This window comes from Stenotrophomonas sp. YJH_SMC_33, from assembly GCF_059372295.1.
Map to the genome: position 1 here is coordinate 75532 of NZ_JCAFVJ010000001.1, position 19821 is coordinate 95352.

17 protein-coding genes are annotated in these 19821 nt (G+C 67.4%); 8 read left to right on the forward strand and 9 right to left on the reverse strand.

The features are described 5' to 3' along the window. Positions 1–55 precede the first annotated feature (55 nt). The 3 genes from leuC to leuB are packed head-to-tail and all read left to right on the forward strand — an operon-like array spanning position 56 to position 3103. Positions 56–1474 (forward strand): 3-isopropylmalate dehydratase large subunit, encoded by a 1419-nt coding sequence (gene leuC, locus AC5P9W_RS00370; RefSeq protein WP_021202143.1) that lies wholly within the window; start codon positions 56–58, stop codon positions 1472–1474. Then, a complete protein-coding gene (leuD, locus tag AC5P9W_RS00375; protein ID WP_021202144.1) occupies positions 1474–2052 on the forward strand; it encodes a 3-isopropylmalate dehydratase small subunit in 579 nt (192 codons plus the stop codon). The genes leuC and leuD overlap by 1 nt, the downstream gene beginning before the upstream one ends. Continuing rightward, positions 2042–3103: a 3-isopropylmalate dehydrogenase gene (leuB, locus tag AC5P9W_RS00380; protein WP_495218614.1), complete on the forward strand. Its 1062-nt coding sequence runs from the start codon at positions 2042–2044 to the stop codon at positions 3101–3103. The genes leuD and leuB overlap by 11 nt, the downstream gene beginning before the upstream one ends. A gap of 107 nt (positions 3104–3210) precedes the next feature. Here leuB and AC5P9W_RS00385 read toward each other — a convergent pair whose 3' ends face one another. Then, complete coding sequence (locus tag AC5P9W_RS00385) at positions 3211–3984, reverse strand: SDR family oxidoreductase (protein ID WP_021202146.1); 774 nt, start codon at positions 3982–3984, stop codon at positions 3211–3213. 117 nt (positions 3985–4101) lie between these two features. On the opposite strand from AC5P9W_RS00385, the gene AC5P9W_RS00390 reads away from it, so the two are divergent. After that, positions 4102–5007 carry a LysR family transcriptional regulator gene (locus AC5P9W_RS00390; RefSeq protein ID WP_495218616.1) on the forward strand — a complete coding sequence of 302 codons (906 nt, stop codon included), beginning with the start codon at positions 4102–4104 and terminating at the stop codon, positions 5005–5007. 278 nt (positions 5008–5285) lie between these two features. Here AC5P9W_RS00390 and AC5P9W_RS00395 read toward each other — a convergent pair whose 3' ends face one another. Together AC5P9W_RS00395 and AC5P9W_RS00400 are read right to left on the reverse strand one after the other, a co-directional pair. Then, positions 5286–8447, reverse strand: a complete 3162-nt coding sequence (locus AC5P9W_RS00395; protein ID WP_188250322.1) for an efflux RND transporter permease subunit — start codon at positions 8445–8447, stop codon at positions 5286–5288. Between the two features lie 4 nt (positions 8448–8451). Then, positions 8452–9582 (reverse strand): efflux RND transporter periplasmic adaptor subunit, encoded by a 1131-nt coding sequence (locus tag AC5P9W_RS00400; protein WP_111099200.1) that lies wholly within the window; start codon positions 9580–9582, stop codon positions 8452–8454. Positions 9583–9699: 117 nt separating this feature from the next. Here AC5P9W_RS00400 and AC5P9W_RS00405 point away from each other — a divergent pair, with 117 nt between their 5' ends. The 3 genes from AC5P9W_RS00405 (at position 9700) to AC5P9W_RS00415 (ending at position 12538) form a co-directional block, all read left to right on the forward strand. Then, positions 9700–10380: a TetR/AcrR family transcriptional regulator gene (locus tag AC5P9W_RS00405; RefSeq protein ID WP_019662051.1), complete on the forward strand. Its 681-nt coding sequence runs from the start codon at positions 9700–9702 to the stop codon at positions 10378–10380. A gap of 135 nt (positions 10381–10515) precedes the next feature. Continuing rightward, complete coding sequence (locus tag AC5P9W_RS00410) at positions 10516–11163, forward strand: protein-L-isoaspartate O-methyltransferase family protein (protein WP_019662052.1); 648 nt, start codon at positions 10516–10518, stop codon at positions 11161–11163. A 16-nt stretch (positions 11164–11179) separates the two neighbouring features. Continuing rightward, on the forward strand, positions 11180–12538 hold the full coding sequence (locus AC5P9W_RS00415; RefSeq protein WP_005419128.1) for a TolC family outer membrane protein: 1359 nt from the start codon (positions 11180–11182) through the stop codon (positions 12536–12538). A 66-nt stretch (positions 12539–12604) separates the two neighbouring features. On the opposite strand, the gene AC5P9W_RS00420 is transcribed toward AC5P9W_RS00415, so the two are convergent. Together AC5P9W_RS00420 and waaA are read right to left on the reverse strand one after the other, a co-directional pair. Continuing rightward, positions 12605–13831, reverse strand: a complete 1227-nt coding sequence (locus AC5P9W_RS00420; protein ID WP_227852079.1) for an APC family permease — start codon at positions 13829–13831, stop codon at positions 12605–12607. Between the two features lie 225 nt (positions 13832–14056). Continuing rightward, positions 14057–15355 (reverse strand): lipid IV(A) 3-deoxy-D-manno-octulosonic acid transferase, encoded by a 1299-nt coding sequence (gene waaA, locus AC5P9W_RS00425; protein ID WP_111098065.1) that lies wholly within the window; start codon positions 15353–15355, stop codon positions 14057–14059. Positions 15356–15415: 60 nt separating this feature from the next. On the opposite strand from waaA, the gene AC5P9W_RS00430 reads away from it, so the two are divergent. After that, positions 15416–16333, forward strand: coding sequence for an LpxL/LpxP family Kdo(2)-lipid IV(A) lauroyl/palmitoleoyl acyltransferase (locus tag AC5P9W_RS00430; protein ID WP_058983548.1), 918 nt, complete (start codon positions 15416–15418; stop codon positions 16331–16333). A 107-nt stretch (positions 16334–16440) separates the two neighbouring features. Here AC5P9W_RS00430 and AC5P9W_RS00435 read toward each other — a convergent pair whose 3' ends face one another. The 4 genes from AC5P9W_RS00435 to AC5P9W_RS00450 all read right to left on the reverse strand — a co-directional run bounded on the left by AC5P9W_RS00435 (position 16441) and on the right by AC5P9W_RS00450 (position 19668). After that, complete coding sequence (locus AC5P9W_RS00435) at positions 16441–16890, reverse strand: REP-associated tyrosine transposase (RefSeq protein WP_021204348.1); 450 nt, start codon at positions 16888–16890, stop codon at positions 16441–16443. Positions 16891–17027: 137 nt separating this feature from the next. Next, positions 17028–18359, reverse strand: coding sequence for an O-antigen ligase family protein (locus AC5P9W_RS00440; RefSeq protein WP_021204349.1), 1332 nt, complete (start codon positions 18357–18359; stop codon positions 17028–17030). Beyond that, positions 18340–19455 (reverse strand): glycosyltransferase, encoded by a 1116-nt coding sequence (locus tag AC5P9W_RS00445; RefSeq protein WP_019662058.1) that lies wholly within the window; start codon positions 19453–19455, stop codon positions 18340–18342. Before AC5P9W_RS00445 ends, AC5P9W_RS00440 begins: the two co-directional genes overlap by 20 nt. A gap of 15 nt (positions 19456–19470) precedes the next feature. Beyond that, positions 19471–19668, reverse strand: coding sequence for a zinc-finger domain-containing protein (locus AC5P9W_RS00450; RefSeq protein ID WP_495218619.1), 198 nt, complete (start codon positions 19666–19668; stop codon positions 19471–19473). Positions 19669–19821 lie beyond the last annotated feature (153 nt).

Genomic DNA, 19821 nt, shown 5'->3' on the forward strand with positions numbered 1-19821 from the left:
CCGTTCCGCCTTCTTTACTGATGTTCGCTATTTCGTACTTCTGCCAGGCATACGCATGACTTCCGCTCCCCGCACCCTGTACGACAAACTGTGGGACGCCCACGTGGTGGTTCCCGAATCCGACAGCGCGCCCGCCGTGCTGTACATCGACCTGCACCTGATCCACGAGGTGACCTCGCCGCAGGCGTTCACCGAGCTGCGCGAGCGCGGCCTGTCGCCGCGCCGCCCGGACCGCACCAAGGCGACGATGGACCACTCCACGCCGACCCTGCCGGCCGCCGCGGACGGCACGCTACCCTATGCCAGCGCCGCCTCCGAGGCACAGGTCGCCACGCTGGCACGCAACTGCGCCGAGCACGGCATCGAGCTGTTCGACATGGCCTCGGACAATCGCGGCATCGTCCACGTGATCGCGCCGGAACAGGGCTTCACCCAGCCGGGCATGACCATCGTCTGCGGCGACAGCCACACATCCACCCACGGGGCCTTCGGTTCGCTGGCGTTCGGCATCGGCACCAGCGAAGTCGGCCATGTGCTGGCCACGCAGTGCCTGCTTCAGCGCAAGGCGAAGACCTTTGCGATCACCGTCGATGGCCCGCTGGCGCCCGGCGTCGGCGCCAAGGACGTGGTGCTGCACATCATCGGCGTGATCGGCGTCAACGGCGGCACCGGCCACGTCATCGAGTTCCGTGGCAGCACCATCGAAGCGATGGACATGGAACAGCGCATGACCCTGTGCAACATGTCGATCGAGGCCGGTGCACGCGCCGGCATGGTCGCGCCCGACCAGGTCACCTTCGACTTCGTCGCCAACACCCCGCGCGGCCCAAAGGGCGCCGATTTCGAGGCTGCGGTGGCGCGCTGGCAGCAGCTGCGCAGTGATGACGGCGCGCGCTTCGACAGCGAAGTACGCATCGACGCCACCGACATCCGCCCGACCCTGACCTGGGGCACGCATCCGGGCACCGCCATCGCGGTGGATGCGCCGATTCCCGCCGCCAACGATGCCGCTGCACAGAAAGGCCTGGACTACATGCACTTCCAGGCCGGCAAGGCACTGGCCGGCACGCCGGTGGACGTGGTGTTCGTCGGTTCGTGCACCAACGGCCGCCTGAGTGACATGCGCGAGGTCGCGCAGGTGCTGCGCGGCCGCCGTGTCGCTGAGCGGGTGCGCATGCTGGTGGTGCCAGGTTCGGAGATCGTCAAGCGCGAGGCCGAGGCCGAGGGCATCCACGAGATCGTGCGCGCTGCCGGGGCCGAGTGGCGCGAGCCGGGCTGTTCGATGTGCATCGCCATGAACGGCGATCTGGTCGCGCCCGGCCAGCTGGCCGTGAGCACCAGCAACCGCAATTTCGAGGGCCGCCAAGGCCCCGGTTCGCGCACCCTGCTGGCTTCGCCGATGAGCGCGGCGTGGGCCGCGGTCAACGGGCACGTGGCCGATACCCGCGAACTGTTCGCACAGGAGGTGGCGTGATGGCCGGTTTCCGTACCCTGACCTCGGCCAGCGTGGTGCTGCGCCAGACCAACATCGACACCGACCAGATCATCCCGGCACGGTTCCTGTCCACCACCGAGCGTGCCGGCCTGGGCCGCAACGCGTTCAATGACTGGCGCTGGCAGGCTGATGGTTCGCCGGTGGCCGACTTCGCCTTCAACCAGCCGCACAACGCCGGCCGCAGCATCCTGCTGGCGGGCCGCAACTTCGGCTGCGGTTCTTCGCGCGAACATGCGCCGTGGGCGCTGACCGACCTGGGCCTGCGTGCCATCGTCAGCAGCGAGATCGCCGATATCTTCCGCGGCAACGCGCTGAAGAACGGCCTGCTGCCGATCGTGCTGGACGAGGCCGACGTGCAGGCGCTGATGCAGCGCCCGGACGATGCGCTGACCATCGACGTGGCTGCGCGCGAACTGCGCACGCCCGATGGCCGCGTCTATTCCTTCCCGCTGGATGGCTTCTCGCAGACCTGCCTGCTGGAAGGCGTCGACCAGTTGGGGTATCTGTTGGGCCGTGTCCCTGAAATCGAACGTTACGAGAGTGAGCATGCACGCTGAAATTGTTGTCCTGCCCGGTGATGGCATCGGCCCGGAAGTGGCCGCCGCGGCAGTGGCCGTCCTGAAGGCCGTCGCCGAGCGCTTCAACCACACCTTCACCTTCAGCGAGCACGACATCGGTGGCGTTGCCATCGACCGCCACGGTGAACCGCTGCCGGCGTCGACCCTGGAAGCCTGCCAGGCCGCCAACGCGGTGCTGCTGGGCGCGGTCGGCGGCCCGAAGTGGTCCGACCCGAACGCCAAGGTGCGTCCGGAACAGGGCCTGCTGGCAATCCGCAAGGCACTGGGCCTGTATGCCAACCTGCGCCCGGTGCGTACCCACGAAGCCGCGCTGCACGCCTCGCCGATCAAGGCCGAGCTGCTGCAGGGCGTGGACTTCGTGGTGGTACGCGAACTGACCGGTGGCATCTACTTCGGCGACAAGACCCGCGACGCCGACAGCGCCAGCGACCTGTGCCGCTACACGGTGGCCGAGATCGAACGCGTGCTGCGCAGTGCCTTCCGCCTGGCCCAGCAGCGGCGTGGCAAGGTCACCTCGGTGGACAAGGCCAACGTGCTGGAGACCTCGCGCCTGTGGCGTGACGTGGCCGCTCGCATCGGCCGCGAGGAGTTCCCGGAGGTGGCGCTGGAGCACCAGCTGGTCGATTCGATGGCAATGCACCTGCTGGCCAAGCCGCGCGAGTACGACGTGATCGTCACCGAGAACATGTTCGGCGACATCCTCACCGACGAAGCCTCGATGCTGGCCAGCTCGCTCGGCCTACTGCCGTCGGCCTCGCTGGGTGAGCCGGGTGCGGTCGGCATCTACGAACCGATCCACGGTTCGGCCCCGGACATCGCCGGCAAGGGCATCGCCAATCCGTACGCGACGATCTTCAGCGCCGCGATGCTGCTGCGCCATTCGCTGGGGCTGGAAGCCGAGGCTGCGGCGGTGGAAGCTGCAGTGCACGCCGTGCTGGACGACGGCGTGTTCACCGCCGATCTGGCCGCCAAGGGCCAGGCGGTGAGTACCGCCGCTGCCACCGACGCCGTGCTCGCCAAGCTGCGCTGACCCATCGGGCAACACCTGTAGAGCCGAGCCATGCTCGGCTCATGCAACAGCAGTCGAGCATGGCTCGACTCTACAGGTAGCAGGCAGCCACGCCAGGCGTGGCTGCATTATTTGGTGGTGTACCCACCATTGACCAGGATGGTCTGCCCCGTCATCCACCAGCCATCGGTTACCAGGAAGCGGATCCACGGCACGATATCGGCGATGTCGGTCAGCCCGGTGCGGGTGAACGCCGAGAGCGCGGCCGCGGTCTTGTGGTACGCCTGCGCATCGGCACTCTCGGCCGGGTAGAAGAACGGCGTGTCCATCGGGCCGGGCCCGATCGCAGTCACCGAGATGCCGCGCTCACCGAACTCCTTCGACGCCGCGCGGGTGAAGTGCTCGACTGGCGCCTTGGTACCGGCGTAGCTGGAATAGAACGGCGTGTAGGCACCCAGCAATGAGGTGACCAGGGTGCAGATGCGACCACCGTCGTTGACGTGGCGGCCGGCTTCCTTGAGGAAGAAGAACGCCGCCTTGGCGTTGACCGCGCTCATCTCGTCGTACTCCGCTTCGCTGATGTCCAGCAGCGGTTTCTTCAATACCTTGCCGACCGTATTGATGGCGATGTCGGGACGGCCGACTGCGGCCACGGCATCGACGAACAAGCGCTCCATCGCTGCCGCCGAGGTCAGGTCGCCCTGCAGGGCCACCGCCTTGCTGCCGGCGGCCTGCACTGCGGCTACAGTCGCTTCTGCATCGGCCTGGGTAGCGGCACTGTTGTAGTGGATGACGATGGCTTTGGCGCCCTGTGCGGCGAAGTCGCGGGCGATCAGGCCGCCCAGGTTCTTGGCGCCACCGGCGATCAGCACGGTCTTGCCCTTGAGGGATTGCTCGGTCATGGCTTCGGTCTCGGGAGGGGGCTACCCGGGGTGGCAACCCTGCCCTGACGACGATATCGTGCAGAAAAAGCGGATAAAGCCCGCCACATTGACTTAACTTTCCAGAGCCAGCGAACAATGGACCGGATCGATCGCTTCCGCATCTTCACCCGGGTCGTGGAGTGCGCCAGCTTCACCCGCGCCGCCGACCAGCTCGGCCTGCCCCGCTCGACCGTTTCGGCGGCGGTGGCCGAGCTCGAACAGAGGCTTGGCACCCGCCTGCTGCAGCGCTCGACCCGCCGGGTGTCCACCACCCATGATGGCGACGTGTTCCATGCCCGCTGCCTGCGCCTGATCGCCGAGGTCGAGGACGCCGAATCGCTGTTCCGTCAAGACGATGCGCAACCGGTCGGTCTGCTGAAGATCGACGTGCCCAGCCGCATCGGCCGCCGCATCATCGCACCGGCGCTGCCCGAATTCTTCGCGCAGTATCCGCAGGTGGAAGTGGACCTGGGCATGACCGACCGCGCGGTAAACCTGATCGAGGACGGTTGCGATGCGGTGCTGCGGGTCGGTCAACTGGGCGATTCCAGCCTGGTGGCGCGCACGCTGGGCCAGCTCGACTTCGTCAACGTCGCCGCGCCCGCTTACCTGCGCGAACACGGCATGCCGCAGCATCCTGCCGACCTGCCGCAGCACCGCGCGGTGAACTACGCGTCGCCGACCACGGCACGGGTGGAACCGTGGGAGTGGCAGGACGGCGGCCAACTGCGCACGCTGCCGATGCCCGGCTGGGTGCGGGTGAACAGCGCCGAGGCATCGATTGCGTGCTGTGTGGCGGGGTTGGGGTTGCTGCAGATTCCGCGCTACGACGTGCAGGCCGAACTGCAATCCGGCGCGTTGGTGGAGGTGATGCCACAGCACGTGGCGCAGCCCTTGCCGGTGACGCTGTTGCAACCGCATCGGCAACACCGCGCGCAGCGTGTTCAGGTGTTCATCGAATGGCTGCTGCCGGTGCTACGGATCGGTCTGCAGCTGCAGTAGATCCACGCCATGCGTGGATGCATGCATCCGTGCCAACCAAGGTTGGCACCTACCGAGCGATGGCGAATCGCGGTAGATCCACGCCATGCGTGGGTGCTTCTGTAGCGTCGAGCCATGCTCGACTCATCCCGTCATCCCGCGAAGAGCAGCCGAGCATGGCTCGGCTCTACAGAAAGCAGATCCCGCGAGCAGATCAATCCGGGCCATGCGTGGATGCAAGCCGCAGTGCCAACCAAGGTTGGCACCTACCAGAGGCGGTGGCCGTGGAACCCGGGGCGTTACGCCCCGGATTCGTCCGGCTTCACCCGGAACCACGCCGCATACAGCGCCGGCAGGAACACCAGCGTCAGCACCGTACCGACGATCAGGCCGCCCATGATCGAGATCGCCATCGAGCCGTAGAACGCGCTGCGCGACAGCGGAATCATCGCCAGCACCGCCGCCAGCGCGGTCAGCACGATCGGGCGGAAACGGCGCACCGTGGCATCGATGATCGAATGCCAGCGGTCATGCCCGGCATCGATGTCCTGCTGGATCTGGTCGATCAGGATCACCGAGTTGCGCATGATCATGCCGGCCAGTGCGATCGTGCCCAGCAGCGCGACGAAGCCGAACGGCGCCCGGAACAGCAGCAGGAACAGGGTCGCGCCGATGATGCCCAGCGGCGCGGTCACCAGCACCATCGCTGCACGCGAGAAGCTGCGCAGCTGCAGCATCAGCAGCGTGGCCACCACCACCAGGAACAGCGGCATGCCGGCCTTGATCGAGTTCTGGCCACGTGCCGAATCCTCCACGGTACCGCCGGTTTCCAGCAGGTAACCACTGGGCAGCTCGGCACGGATGCCATCCAGTGTGGGCAGGATCTGATGAACCACGTCCAGCGCCTGCATGCCATCACTGATGTCGGCGCGCACGGTCACCGTCGGCAACCGGTTGCGGTGCCAGATGATGCCGTCCTCGAAGCCGTACTCCATCGTCGCCACCTGCGACAGCGTGATGCTGCCACCGTTGGCGGTGGGCATCGACAGGCTGGACAGCAGCTCCAGCTGGTTGCGCTCATCGGCCGGCCCGCGCAGCAGCATCTCGATCTGGCGATTGCCTTCGCGATACACGCTCACCGACTGCCCGGCCAACGAACTGGACAGGAACTGGCTGACCTGGGCGCTGCTAACGCCCAGCGCACGGGCGCGCTCCTGGTCGACCACCAAGCGCACCACCTTGCTCGGCTCGCTCCAGTCCAGGTTGACGTTCATCACGTGCGGGTTTTCCCGCACCTTGGCCTCGACCTGGCGCGCGATCGCCTGCACCTTCTCGATGTGCTCGCCGGAGATGCGCATCTGCACCGGATAGCCGACCGGCGGTCCGTTCTCCAGGCGGGTCACGCGCATCTGCACGTCCGGGAACTTCGGGATCACCTCGTGCAGCAGCCAGTCGCGGGTGCTCTCGCGCGCCTTGATGTCCTTGGCCAACACCACGAACTGGGCGAAGTTGGTCGCCGGCAGCTGCTGGTCCAGCGGCAGATAGAAGCGCGGCGAACCGGTGCCCACATAGGACACGTAGTTGGCAATGCCCTCGCGGTGGGACAGCAGCTTTTCCAGCTTCTCGGCCTGGGCCTGGGTCGAGCGCAGCGAGGCGCCCTCGGCCAGCTCGATGTCCACCATCAGCTCCGGCCGGGTCGAGTCCGGGAAGAACTGCTGGGGCACGAAGCGGAACATCATCAGCGAGAACACGAACAGGGCGATGGTCGCGGCGATCACCCACCAGCGATGGCGCAGGCAGGTATCGAGGAAGCGGCGGAAGCTGCGATAGAACGGGCGCTGGTACGGATCATGGTCGTGCCCATGCTGCGGCGGCGCAATCAGGTTGGCCAGCGCCGGGTAGCGGTCGGCCCACTGCTGGCGCTTGGCATGCCAGCGCGCGGACAGGCTGCCCGGCTTGGGCGGCTGCGGATTGAACAGGTCCGGCAGCATCTTGTCACCCAGGTAGGGAATGAACAGTACGGCCGCGATCCACGACACCACCAGCGCGATGGTCACCACCTGGAACAGCGAACGCGTATATTCACCGGTGCTCGATGCCGCCGTGGCGATCGGCAGGAAGCCGGCTGCGGTGATCAACGTACCGGTCAGCATCGGGAACGCAGTCGATTCCCAAGCGAAACTGGCCGCGCGCAAGCGGTCGTAGCCCTGCTCCATCTTGGTGGCCATCATCTCCACCGCGATGATCGCATCGTCCACCAGCAGGCCCAGCGCCAGCACCAGCGCGCCCAGCGAGATCTTGTGCAGGCCGATGTCGAAGTAGTGCATGACGAAGAAGGTCATCGCCAGCACCAGCGGAATGGTGACGCCCACCACCAGGCCGGTGCGCAGGCCCAGCGAGAAGAAGCTGACCAGCAGCACGATCACCACCGCCTCGGTCAGCACCTGCACGAACTCGCCGACCGACTCTTCCACCGATTGCGGCTGGTCGGACACCTTGCGCAGCTGCATGCCGGCCGGCAGGGTCTTCTGCAGCCGTTGGAACTCGGCATCAAGGTTGGCACCGAGCTTGAGGATGTCACCGCCATCCTTCATCGCCACCGCCAGGCCGATCGCCTCTTCGCCCATGAAGCGCATCTTCGGCGACGCCGGATCGGCGAAGCCGCGCTTGACCTCGGCGATGTCACCCAGGTGCACGGTGCGGTCGCCAGCACGGATCGGGAACTGGCGGATTGCTTCGATGTCGTTGAACTGGCCGGTCACGCGCAGCTGCACGCGATCGGTGGCGGTCTCGAAGAAGCTGGTGCCGGTGACCGCATTCTGGTCGGCCAGCGCCTGCTGTACCTGCTGCATCGACACACCCAGCGTGGCCAGGCGGGTGTTGGACAGCTCGATCCAGACCTTCTCGTCCTGCAGGCCGACCAGGTCGATCTTGCCGACATCGGGCACGCGCTGCAGTTCCAGCTGGATGCGGTCGGCGTAGTCGCGCATCACCGCGTAGTCGAAGCCCTTGCCGGTCAACGCATAGATGTTGCCGTAGGTGTCGCCGAACTCATCGTTGAAGAACGGGCCGACGATCTCGCGCGGCAGCGTCGCACGGATGTCGCCCACGCGCTTGCGCACCTGGTACCACAGGTCCGGGATCTGCCTGGAACGCAGGCTGTCGCGGGCCATGAAGATGACCTGCGATTCGCCGGGGCGCGAATAGGAGCGGATGAACTCGTACTCGCCGGTGTTCATCAGCGCCTTCTCGATCGGCTCGGTCACCTGGCGCGAGACCTGCTCGGCGGTGGCGCCCGGCCACAGCGTGCGCACCACCATCGCCTTGAAGGTGAATGGTGGATCCTCGGACTGGCCCAGGTGCTTGTACGACCACGCGCCGATCAGCGCGAAGGCCAGCATCGCGAACAGCACCAGCGGGCGATTGGCCAGCGCCCACTCGGAAAGATTGAAGCGGCGCACCGGCTTACTCCCTGGCCTTGGCGGCAGCGGCCGGCGCGGCCGGCTTCAGCACCGGGCGGTTCTGCCGGTCCACGGCGATCACCGGCTGGCCCGCTCGCAGCAGGTGGCCACCGGCGGCAACCACCCAGTCACCCGCGTTCACGCCGGACAGCACCGGCACGGTCTCGCTGCCAAACGCACCGGTGGTGACCGAGGCGGCCTTCAGCGTGCTGTTGGCCGGATCGACCACCCACACGCTGGCGGCACCGTTGACACCGCGCTGCAGCGCGCCCAGCGGCAGCTGCAGGGTACCGTGGCGACCGGCGCTGCTGTAGACGCGCGCGCTCTGGCCCAGTTCGACATCGGCCAGCGCATCGGCGGCCAGGCTGACGCGGGTGGCATAGGTGCGTGCCTGCGGATCGGCGGCGGCGGCGATCTCGCGGATCGTACCGGGCAGGCGCTGGCCCGGGCGGTTCCACAGTTCCACCTCGACCGGCTGGCCGACCGCGTAGTCGCGGATGGTGGCTTCAGGCAGGTCGATCAGCACTTCGCGGCCGCCATCGGCGGCCAGGTTGAAGATGGTCTGGCCGGCGGACACCACCTGCCCGGCTTCGGCCTCGCGGCTGGCGATCACGCCATCGGCCGGCGCGCGCAGCTGCGCGTAGTCAGCCTGGTTGCGCAGCACATCGAGGTTGGCGCGGGCCGCATTGGCCTGGCCCTGCGCGGCCTTGAACGCCGCGGACTGCTGGTCCAGCTGCGAGCGGCTGACCAGTTGCTGGTCGGCCAGCACCTGGTAGCGCTTGAGGTCATCGCGGGCACGCACCAGGTCGGCCTCGGCCGCAGCCAGCTGCGCCTGTGAGGCACGGGCCTGCAGCGCGAAGTCAGCCACGTCCAGTTCGGCCAGCACGTCGCCCTTCTTCACCCGCTGGCCGGCATCGACGTGGCGCTTGACCAGGTTGCCTCCGACGCGGAACGACAGCGGGCTTTCCTGGCGGGCACGCACCGTGCCCGGGAATGCCGCCGGCGCCTGTCCGGCCTGTTCGCCGGGGTGAACCACCAGTACCGGCACGGCCGCCTGCGGCGCCTGTTCCTGTCCCGAACAGGCTGCCAGCGCAGCCACCCACACCATACCGCCCATCCAGCGCACGATCTTCATCGGTCAACGTCCTGAAAACGCAGGGTTGCAACAAGGGGGAGCCGCGACTGCCGGCCCAATTTAATAAACCGGCCGGTATAGTATAAATATCGAACCGCTTGGTCTAGTATTGTTGCGATGAGTTCTTCCACTTCCCGCAAGCCGTCGGCCAAGCCTGCTGCCAAGGCCGCCGGACCCGGGCGCCCCAAGGATCTGGGCAAGCGCGCGGCGATCCTTGAAGCAGCCAAGGTACTGTTCATCGAACAGGGGTATACCGGCGTGAGCATGGACACCATCGCCGCCCAGGCCGGCGTCTCGAAGCTGACCGTGTACAGCCACTTCGGCGACAAGGAGACCCTGTTCTCCGAGGCCGTGCAGTCAAAGTGCATTGAAATGCTGCCCGATGCCCTGTTCGTGGCCGACACGGACGGCCCGCTGCGCGACCAGCTGATCGGCATCGGTCTGGCCTTCTTCGAACTGATCACCTCCGACGCGGCGATCTCGATCCAGCGCATGATGATGGCGCCGGAGACCGACGAACGCCTGCGCGAGCTGTTCTGGAAGGCAGGACCGGAACGTACCTGCGAGGCCCTGGCTGACTTCCTGCGGGCACGCGCCGAGCGCGGCGAGCTGGAAATCACCGACTATTCGCTGGCTGGCGAGCAGTTCCTGACCCTGGTCAAGGGCGAAGTGCACATGCATATGATGTGCGGCATGCCACTGTCACCGGTGGAATGCGACCCTCTTGCCCACGTGACCGCCAGCATCGACTTCTTCCTGCGCGCCTACGCGCCGCGAGGGGCCGGAACAGCTGAATAACCAAAACTGAACGAACCGGAGGTCGCGATGACTTCCGGCACTGCGACCCCGGCCCCCGGCAGCTGATGCTCTGGGCGCGCCGCCGGCCTCCGGCACCGGTAAAATGGCCGGCCCACTGCGCTGGATTTGAACCTCATGACGATTGATTACGCCCACGCCCGCGAACTGATGGTGGAACAGCAGATCCGTCCCTGGGACGTGCTGGACATCAAGGTGCTCGACGTCCTGGCCCGCCTGCCGCGCGAGGCTTTTGTCGCCGATGCACACCGGGCACTGGCCTACGCCGATGTCGAACTGCCGATCGGCCACGGCCAGAAGATGATGAAGCCGGTCATCGAGGGCCGTACCCTGCAGGCGCTGGACCTGCAGCCGGGTGACGAAGTGCTGGAAATCGGCACCGGCAGCGGCTTCCTGGCCGCCTGCATCGGCGCGCTGGCGCGCGATGTGCTGAGCCTGGAAATCGACCCGGAGCTGGCCGCCGCCGCGCGTGCCCGCCTGGACGCTTCCGGCCTGGGCAGCAACGTCCGCGTGGAAGTGGCCGATGCCCTGTCCTGGCAGACCGAACGCCGCTTTGACGTGATCTGTGTCACTGGTGCGGTCGACGTGGTGCCGTCACAGTTCGCCTCGTGGCTGCGTCCGGGTGGCCGCCTGTTCGTGATCCACGGCCGCTCGCCGGCGATGGAGGCCCTGCTGGTCAAGGCCGACGGCAGCTCCGAGTCCCTGTTCGAGACCGATATCGATTACCTGCGTGGTGCCGCCCCGGCCCCCCAGTTCCACCTCTGAGTCCAAGGAAGCCGCAATGATCCGCCGATCCCTCGCTGTTGCGCTGGCCACTGCCCTGCTGCCGTTGTCCGCCCATGCCGCCGACCTGCTGCAGGTCTACGAAATGGCCCGCAACGGCGATCCGCAGCTGTCGGCCGCCGAATCGACCCGGCTGTACGACAAGGAAGGCGCCGTGCAGGCGCGTGCCGCCCTGCTGCCGCAGATCAACGGCCAGGCCGCGCTGAACCGCACGCGCAGCGAGCCGAACGCCGACGCCAACTCCGGCTCGTTCACCAACAAGCGCCGCACCTACACGATCGACGGCAGCCAGACGCTGTTCAACTGGACCCAGATCAACAACCTGCGCTCGCAGCGTGAGCTGAGCAAGGCGGCGGACTTCACCCTCGAATCGGCCAACGACAACCTGATCGTGCGCACCTCGGCGGCCTACTTCAACGTGCTGGTGGCGATCGAATCGCTGAACGCCGCGCAGACCAACGAAGCGGCCGCGAAGAAGCAGTTCGACTTCGCCGACAAGCGCCTGGAAGTGGGCCTGGCGCCGATCACCGACGTGCACGAAGCACGCGCCCAGTACGACCAGGCGCGTGCCAACACCATCATTGCGCAGAACACCCTGGCCGATAACTACCAGGCCCTGACCGAACTGACCGGCCAGCCGGTGACCAACCTGCGTGGCCTGCCGGCGGACTTCCGCCCGGAAGTGCCGGCCAACCGCGGCAACATCGATGAGCTGGTGCAGCAGGCCACCACCCAGAATCCGGCGCTGAAGGCGCAGGAGCTGAAGGTCAGTGCGGCCGAAGCTGGCGTGCAGGCTGCCCGCGGTGGCCATTACCCGACCCTGTCGCTGGGCGGCAGCTGGGGCAAGAGCGCGACCTGGGGCGACAGCACCGGCGCCGGCTCGTTGTCGCCGGACGCACGCACCAACAGCATCGGCCTGACCCTGAGCGTGCCGATCTTCTCCGGTGGTGCCACCCAGTCGGGCGTGCGCCAGGCGCTGGCCCAGCGTGACATCGCCCAGGACGGCTACGAGCAGCAGAAGCGTGCCCTGGACCGCAATACCCGCAATGCCTACCAGACCCTGGTGCAGGGCATCAGCGAAGTGGAAGCCCGCCGCTTGGCGGTGGTCTCGGCGCAGAGCGCGTACGACGCTTCGCAGGTCGGCCTGGAGGTCGGCACCCGTACCGTGCTGGATGTGATCCAGAACCAGCGCATCCTGTTCTCGGCGCAGCTGGACTACGCCCAGGCCCGTTACACCTTCCTGCAGAACCGCCTGCTGCTGAGCCAGTCGCTGGGCGCACTGGACGTGGCCGAGCTGCAGGACGTGAACCGCCTGCTGACCCAGGACGCGGGCAATCCGGCAACGACGACGCACTGAGCCGTCGCCTGCCGGCAACGAAAAGCCACCCGCGAGGGTGGCTTTTTTGTGCGCGATGCACGGCCATCAGCCGGGCCAGGCCCGCAGCCACCCGATGGCGGCCAGCATGCACAGTCCGGCGGCCACAGGCGCCAGCAGCGCAAGGCCACGTGCCAACGGTGACTGCCCGCGCAGTACGGCCAGGCACAGGGCGGCCATCACCACCAGCACGACCGGGCCGGGCAGCACCGGCAGAATGCCCGCGGGCACGCCGAAAGCCAGCACCGCCGCTGACAGAATCAACGCGACCGGCACCGCCCGCACATGCATGCCGATTGCTTCGTCACGCCGTGCCGGCCACAGCTGCATCGCCAAGCACAGGCCCACCCGCAGCAGCACCAGCAGCAGCGCGGCCAATCCGGCCGCGCCGGCCAGCGGCAGCAACGGCATCAGCCACTGCAGCTGCGGGTGCGGTTGCAGGGCTACCGCCAGCGGTCGCGTGCTGTCCAATGCAGGGAACTCGACCAGCCCGGCCTGCAATGCAGCGACCACGATCAGCAACAGCATGGCCAGCAGCAGCATGCCCGCCAGCAGCCGCGACTGGCGCGCCTTCACCTGCCCGCCCAAGCCGGGAAATCCAACCGCCAGGCCCACGCTGGCGAACGCACCCAGCAGCGGCACGCTCGCCGCCAATACACCACCAAGCCCAAAGCGATAGGGAGCCGTCGCCTCCGGCAGCCAGGGAATCCAGTGCGCGTAGTGCATGTAACGGGCTGCCAGTGCCACCAGCAGCAGGCCGGTCCCGATCTTCATCGTCAACAGCGCACACGCCACCAGAACCATTCGTCGCCACGGCAGCAACCCGACTACACCAATCAGAAGCACCGCCAGGCTGGCCATCAGCGGACCCGGCACCGCGTAGTCGGCCTCGACGCCACAATAGGCCAGCAGTGCACGCAGATGACGGGCCAGCGATTGCGCCACGCCACCCATGGTCGCCACCAGTTCCAACAACAGCGCGCCGCCGAGCACACCGGCGGATGCCCGGCCCCAGCACGCACGCAACACTCCCTGCAGGCCATCGACAGCCGGCAGCTGCTGGTTGAGGGCGTGCAGGCAATACAGCAGTGGCATCGTACCCAGTGCGGCCAGCAACAGGCTCAGCACGATGGCCGGCCCAGCCTCGGCCGCCGTGTGCTGGCCGATCAGCGCGACCACATTGCCCCCCAGCAGCAGCGTCAGCGCCACCACTGCAAGATACTCCATGCCGGGCCGGGCATCACCGATGCCCTCCGGCCTGCTGCCCCCATCCATCGCAAGCTCCCTTGATATCCGTCCAAGCGCGGTCGACAGCAGGCTGGCAGCCTGCGCCGAAGGGCGGTATCAGAATCCTTGCCGTGCACGCCGCGATGTGACCGCAGACACGCCCAGCGACGCGCACCCGGTTCTGTCGCGACAGAACTCCGCCCGCTAAGCAGAATTGATGCAGTCGATCACGTCAGTCGACGGACTGGGCGCAGGCCTGTGCGGCCGGTGGACTCAGCCGCGCGGCGGCGGCAGATGTGGCGCGACCAGGGCCAGCGTGCGCTGCAAAGCGCCACGGCCATTGCTGATCAACGTGCAGCCTGCCCGCGCCATGTCCTCGCGCGCCTGCGGGTCCTGGAGCAGGTGCTGCAGCAGGTCACCCACCGCTTGCACGTCATCGCCGATCAGCAAGGCACCGGCCTCACGCATGCGGCGGGAGATCTCGGCGAAGTTGTGCAGGTGGGGGCCGGTCACAGCCGCAGTACCCATTGCCGCCGGTTCCAGCAGGTTGTGGCCACCAATCGGCTGCAGGCTGCCGCCGACGAAGGCAACCTGCGCGCAGGCATAGAACGGCATCAGCTCGCCCAGGGTGTCGATGACGAATACATCCGTGCCGGCCTCGGGCCATTGCTTCGCACGACGGGTCGCCACGCTCCAGCCCTGCTCGCGCGCCAGCGCCTCCACCTTCGGGAAGCGCTCGGGGTGCCGCGGCGCCCACAGCAACAACAGGTCGGGGTGCTGCTGGCGCAGGCGCCGATGCAGGTCGATCACCGCCTGCTCCTCGCCATCATGGGTACTGGCCGCGATCCACACCGGGCGCCCGGCGGGCACGCAGGCGTGGAACTGCTCGACGAAGCCCTGCACATCCGGCGTGGCGATATCGAACTTGAGGTTGCCCAGGGCCTGCACCTGTTCCCGCGCCGCCCCCAGCTGCACGAAGCGCGCGGCGTCGTCCTGCGACTGCGCGGCCACGCAGGTGACCGTGCGCAGCGCACGGCGGATCAGCGCCGCCAGCACCCGGTAACCGCGCAGCGAACGCGCAGACAGGCGGGCGTTGAGGATATAGACCGGAACATGGCGGTCGCGGCAGCCGAACAGCATGTTCGGCCACAGCTCGGTTTCCAGGATCAGCGCCAGGCTGGGCTGGAAGTGGCCGAGGAAGCGGTTGACGCTGCCCGGCACGTCGTACGGCAGATAGACGTGGTCCAGCGCGTCCCCCCACAGCGCACGCACGCGCTCCGAACCGGTCGGCGTGATGGTGGTGATGACCCAGCGGATGTCCGGACGCTGTTGGCGCAGGGCATTCACCAGCGGCGCGGCGGCATTGACTTCGCCCACCGAGACCGCATGCAGCCAGACCCGCGGCTGGCCGGTCGGCTGCGGATACGAGGCATAGCGCTCGTCCCAGCGCCGGAAGTATTCACGGACCCGGAAACCGCGCCAGACCAGGTGGTACACGGTGATCGGCAGCAGGATGTAGAGCACGGCCGAGTACAGGCCGCGCAGGATCCATTCGGCAGGGTCTTTGCGCATGCGGCAAGGATACGGGAGCCCCCCGGGAAAGACACGCTGCCGGGTTGGTAGAATGGCGCCATGTCCGATGCCACCACCGCCGTCCGTCCGTCGCTGCGCGATCCCCGCAACTGGCCGATGTTCGCCGCCATGCTCGGCGCCTTCGCCATCGCCCGCCTGCCGTGGATGCTGCAGCGTGCGCTCGGTCGGGGCGTGGGCTGGATCAGCTGGCGCCTGCTCGGCAGCCGCCGTCGCGCCGCCGAAGTCAACCTGCGGCTGTGTTTCCCGGAAAAGGACGAAGCCTGGCGCCAGCGCCTGGTGCGCGACAGCTTCGACGCACTGGGTGTGGGCGTGTTCGAGTGCATCCGCGCGTGGTGGGGCAGCATCGACCGCATCCGCCCACAGGTGCAGATCGAAGGCCTGGAACATCTGCGGCGGATGCAGGCCGAAGGCCGCGGCGTACTGCTGGTGTCCGGCCATTTCATGACCCTGGAGATGTGCGGCCGCCTGCTGTGCGACTACGTCGATCTTTCAGGCATGTACCGCAAGCACAAGAACCCGGTGTACGAGTGGGCGGTGAAGTTCGGCCGCCTGCGCTATGCCAAGGCGATGTTCGCCAACGAGGACATCCGCGCGACCGTGCGCCACCTGAAGAAGGGCGGCTTCCTCTGGTACGCGCCGGACCAGGACATGCGCGGCAAGGACACCGTGTTCGTGCCCTTCTTCGGCCATACCGCATCCACCATTACCGCCACCCACCAGCTGGCGCGGATGACCGGTTGTGCGGTGATTCCTTACTTCCACCGCCGCGAGGGCGGGAAGTACTTCCTGAAGATCGGCGCGCCGCTGGAGAACTTTCCCAGCGAGGATGTGGAAGCCGATACCACGCGGGTCAACCAGGCCATCGAAGCGATGGTGCGCGAGGCTCCCGACCAGTACCTGTGGATCCACCGCCGCTTCAAGCGCCAGCCCGGCGGCCGGAGTGATTTCTACAAATAACGGTGGGGCGGGAGGGTTTCGTCCACGCATGGCGTGAATTTGATGACGCGGAGCATTCTGAAGTAGATCCACGCCATGCGTGGATGCTCTAATCCGGGTGCCGGCACCTACAACGGCCAACGGCACCATGCGTGCGGGTACTCACCCAACGTGCCGGCCAGGCCCGCACGGACCGGATTGGCCAGGATGTACATCGCCTTCTCATGAAGGGATTCATCGCTGCGTACGGCATGATCGTGGTAACCGTGCTGCCACAGCGCCCCTCGTCGCTCCAATCGCCGGTTCAGCAGTCGGCTGCTGCGTGATTTGAGCAGGGCCATGCACTCGGCCAGGGTTCCACTGCGCAGTTCCATCAACCAGTGCAGATGGTCAGGCATCACCACCCAGGCGAGACTGTGGCTGAAGCCCCTACGCTCGACGAAGCGCAGGGTGTCGATCAGGATCGCCATGTTCGCCGCATCGGCGAATAACGGTTCACGGCCAAGGGTTGCCGTGGTCAATGAGTACACGTTGCCGGTTCGGGAATACCGACCGTAGCGAAGTCTGGGGCTGGCCATGCCTCCAGCGTGCGCGAACTGCCGGGGCACCGATAGTGGAGATGTCACCGTGTTCAGGTCGGGAAAGCCTCATCCACGCATGGCGTGGATCTACTGATCGACTCCATGGTTGATCCCTACCATGCGCGGATGCGCGGTCACTTCACCGGCGGGGAATCATCTGCGTCGCGGGCCAGCAGGCTGCCGGCGAACAGGGCTGCCAGCAGCACGGTCAGGCCGCCCCAGAACGCGGAATAGAACGCCAGATGCGTGTTGAGCGGGAACACGGTGACCGCCAGCGCCAGCATCGCAGGGCGGGCCCGGTCACGCGCGGCCGTCGGTGCATAGCGCCAGGCCCGCCAGGCCTGGGCCACGGCTGCCAGCCACAGCAGCAGGCCGATCACCCCGGTTTCTGCCAGGATTTCCAGCACGATCTGATGCGCGTGCAGGGCGGGAGCATCCCCCCATACCGCCAGCCCCTCTTCGGCCACGCAGGCGGGATAGGCATCGCGGAAACCGCGTGCGCCGACGCCGTTGAACGGGTGTTCTTCGATCATGCAGACGGCGGCTTCCCAGATACGCGCGCGCCCCGACAGTGCCTCGTCGACACCGCGTTCGCTTCCATCCCACGCCATCGCGGTACGCGCAAGGCGTTCGCGCAGCTGCGGCACGCCTGCGGTGAGCACGCCGGCGCCCAGCACGCCGAGCAGCGCCAGCAGCAGCATCCGCTTCACACCGAACTGGCGCACGCCGCTGTAGGCCAGCACCAGCGCGAAGGTGATCCACGACGCGCGCGAGCCGGCCAGCAGCAGCACGCAGCCCAGCGCCGCCGCGGCCAGTACCCAACCCGGATTGCCAAAGCGACGCGCCAGCGGCAACAACAGGAACGGTGAGAGACTGGCCAGGACCTGGCCGAACTTCAGGTTGCACGGCCCGAGTGCCCCACTGAGGCGATCGACCACGGCTGCCTCAGTGGCCGGGCACAACGCGTGACCACTCACCGCAAGCTTCAGCTGCTCAAGCGACCAGAACCACGGGCTGGTTCCGGCCAGCGCCTGCACCAGCGCATCCAGCGTCCATGCGCCGGTGATCAGCGCCAGGCCACCGAAGGTCAGCCGCCTGCGTTCCGGCGTGGCCACCGCGATCGCCACCAGCCACATGAAGGGCAGGTAGCGCAGGCCGGCAGCCGCCTTCGTCCACGACGCTGCCGGATCGATTGCATCAAACGCCGAGAACGCCTGCGGCAGCCAATAGCCGAGGAACAGGATGGAGGTCAGCGCCCACGCTGCCGTGCTCAACAGATGCGGGCGGCGCTGCAGGCGGCGCATGACCATGCGCGCGGCGGCGTAGACCGCGCCAAGGCCCAGCACGGTCTCCGCGATGCCCGGCAATGGCCACAGTGCTACGTACGTCAGCACCCACCACGGCGCCCAGCGCCCGGCGCGGTCGTCGCGCACGGTGACGGCGGAGTCAGCCAGCGAGGTCGGCATAGAGGCGGAGGGTATCGCGCTGCATGGCCTGCAGCGTAAACGGGATGCGGGTCGGCAAGAACGGCGGCTGCGCCAGCAGGGCCAGCGCACGTTCACCCAACGCGCGTGCATCGCCCAGCGGCACCGCGCCAGCGGGCTGCAGCTGCCGAAGCAGTTCGCCGACGCCACCATGATCCCAGCCCAGCACCGGACGGCCGACCGACAGCGCCTCGACCACGGTGCGGCCAAACGCTTCCGGTTTGTCCGACAGCTGCAGCACCAGATCGCTGGCTGCATAGGCCTGGGCGATGCGCGCGGTCGGCGTGCTGATCTGCACGGCGTCGGTCACGCCCAAGGCAGTGGCCTGCCGGCGCAGGTCGGCCACGTAGGCTTCGCGGCCCGGTTCATCGGTGCCCAGCATCCACAGCTGTGCCGGCACACCAGCTGCACGTACATCGGCGAGCAATTGCAGCGCATGGGCATGTCCCTTCAGCCGGGTGCCCCGCCCCGGCAGCAGCAGCAGCGGGCCCCCAACCTGCGCCAGCCACGGGTAGTCGGCTGCCAGCGCCAGTCGTGGCCGGCGGTCGGCGCGGGCCACGCGCGGAAACTGTGTGACATCGACGCCGCGCGGAATCACCTGCAGCTTCGCTTCGGGTACCGTCGGATAGTGCCGCTGCACGTAGTCGCGCACGGTGTTGGACACGCAGATCACGCGTTCACCGCTGGTCATCACCGCGCTGTAGCGACTGGGCGAATTCAACCCGTGCACGGTGGTTACCCAGTGCGGGCGCTGGGCGGCGGGCATGGCACGGATCGCGTACAGGCCCAGCCATGCCGGCAGCCGCGAACGGGCGTGCACGATGTCCGCGCCGACTTCAGCGAACAGGCGGCGCAGGGTCGGCAGGTGGCGCAGCGTCAGCAGCGATTTGCGGCCGATGTCGAGGGTGAGGTGCTCGGCACCGCTATCGAGCAGGGGCTGCACCAGGCGGCCACCGGCGGAGACCACCAGCGCACGATGGCCGGCAGCGACCAGGGCCGCAGCGATTTCCAGGGTCGAGCGCTCGACACCGCCGGAGTGCAGCGCCGGCAGCAACTGCACCACGGTCAATCGGCGCATCGAAAAGGCCGCCGTTTAGTCGGCCAGCACGAACACGGAACCGCAGTACGGGCACTGCGCTTCGCCATTGGGCTCGTCCTCGATCGGCAGGTATACGCGCGGATGCGAGTTCCACAGCGCCATTTCCGGGGTCGGGCAGCTCAGCGGCAGATCGCTGCGGTGCACGGTGTAGCACTTCTCGGCGTTGGCGGGCGCAGTGGCGGTATGGCTCATGGCGGATGTCGATGAACGGGTTGCGAGGCCTGTGATTCTAGCATCCGGGCCGCCCCGACATTGCGCAACAACAGGTCTTTGCCCGCCGCAGGGCGTCTCCTTGCGCGGTTGCGCGGCAGATCCAAGGCCTCGCACTGGCGGAAATCCTTCAAT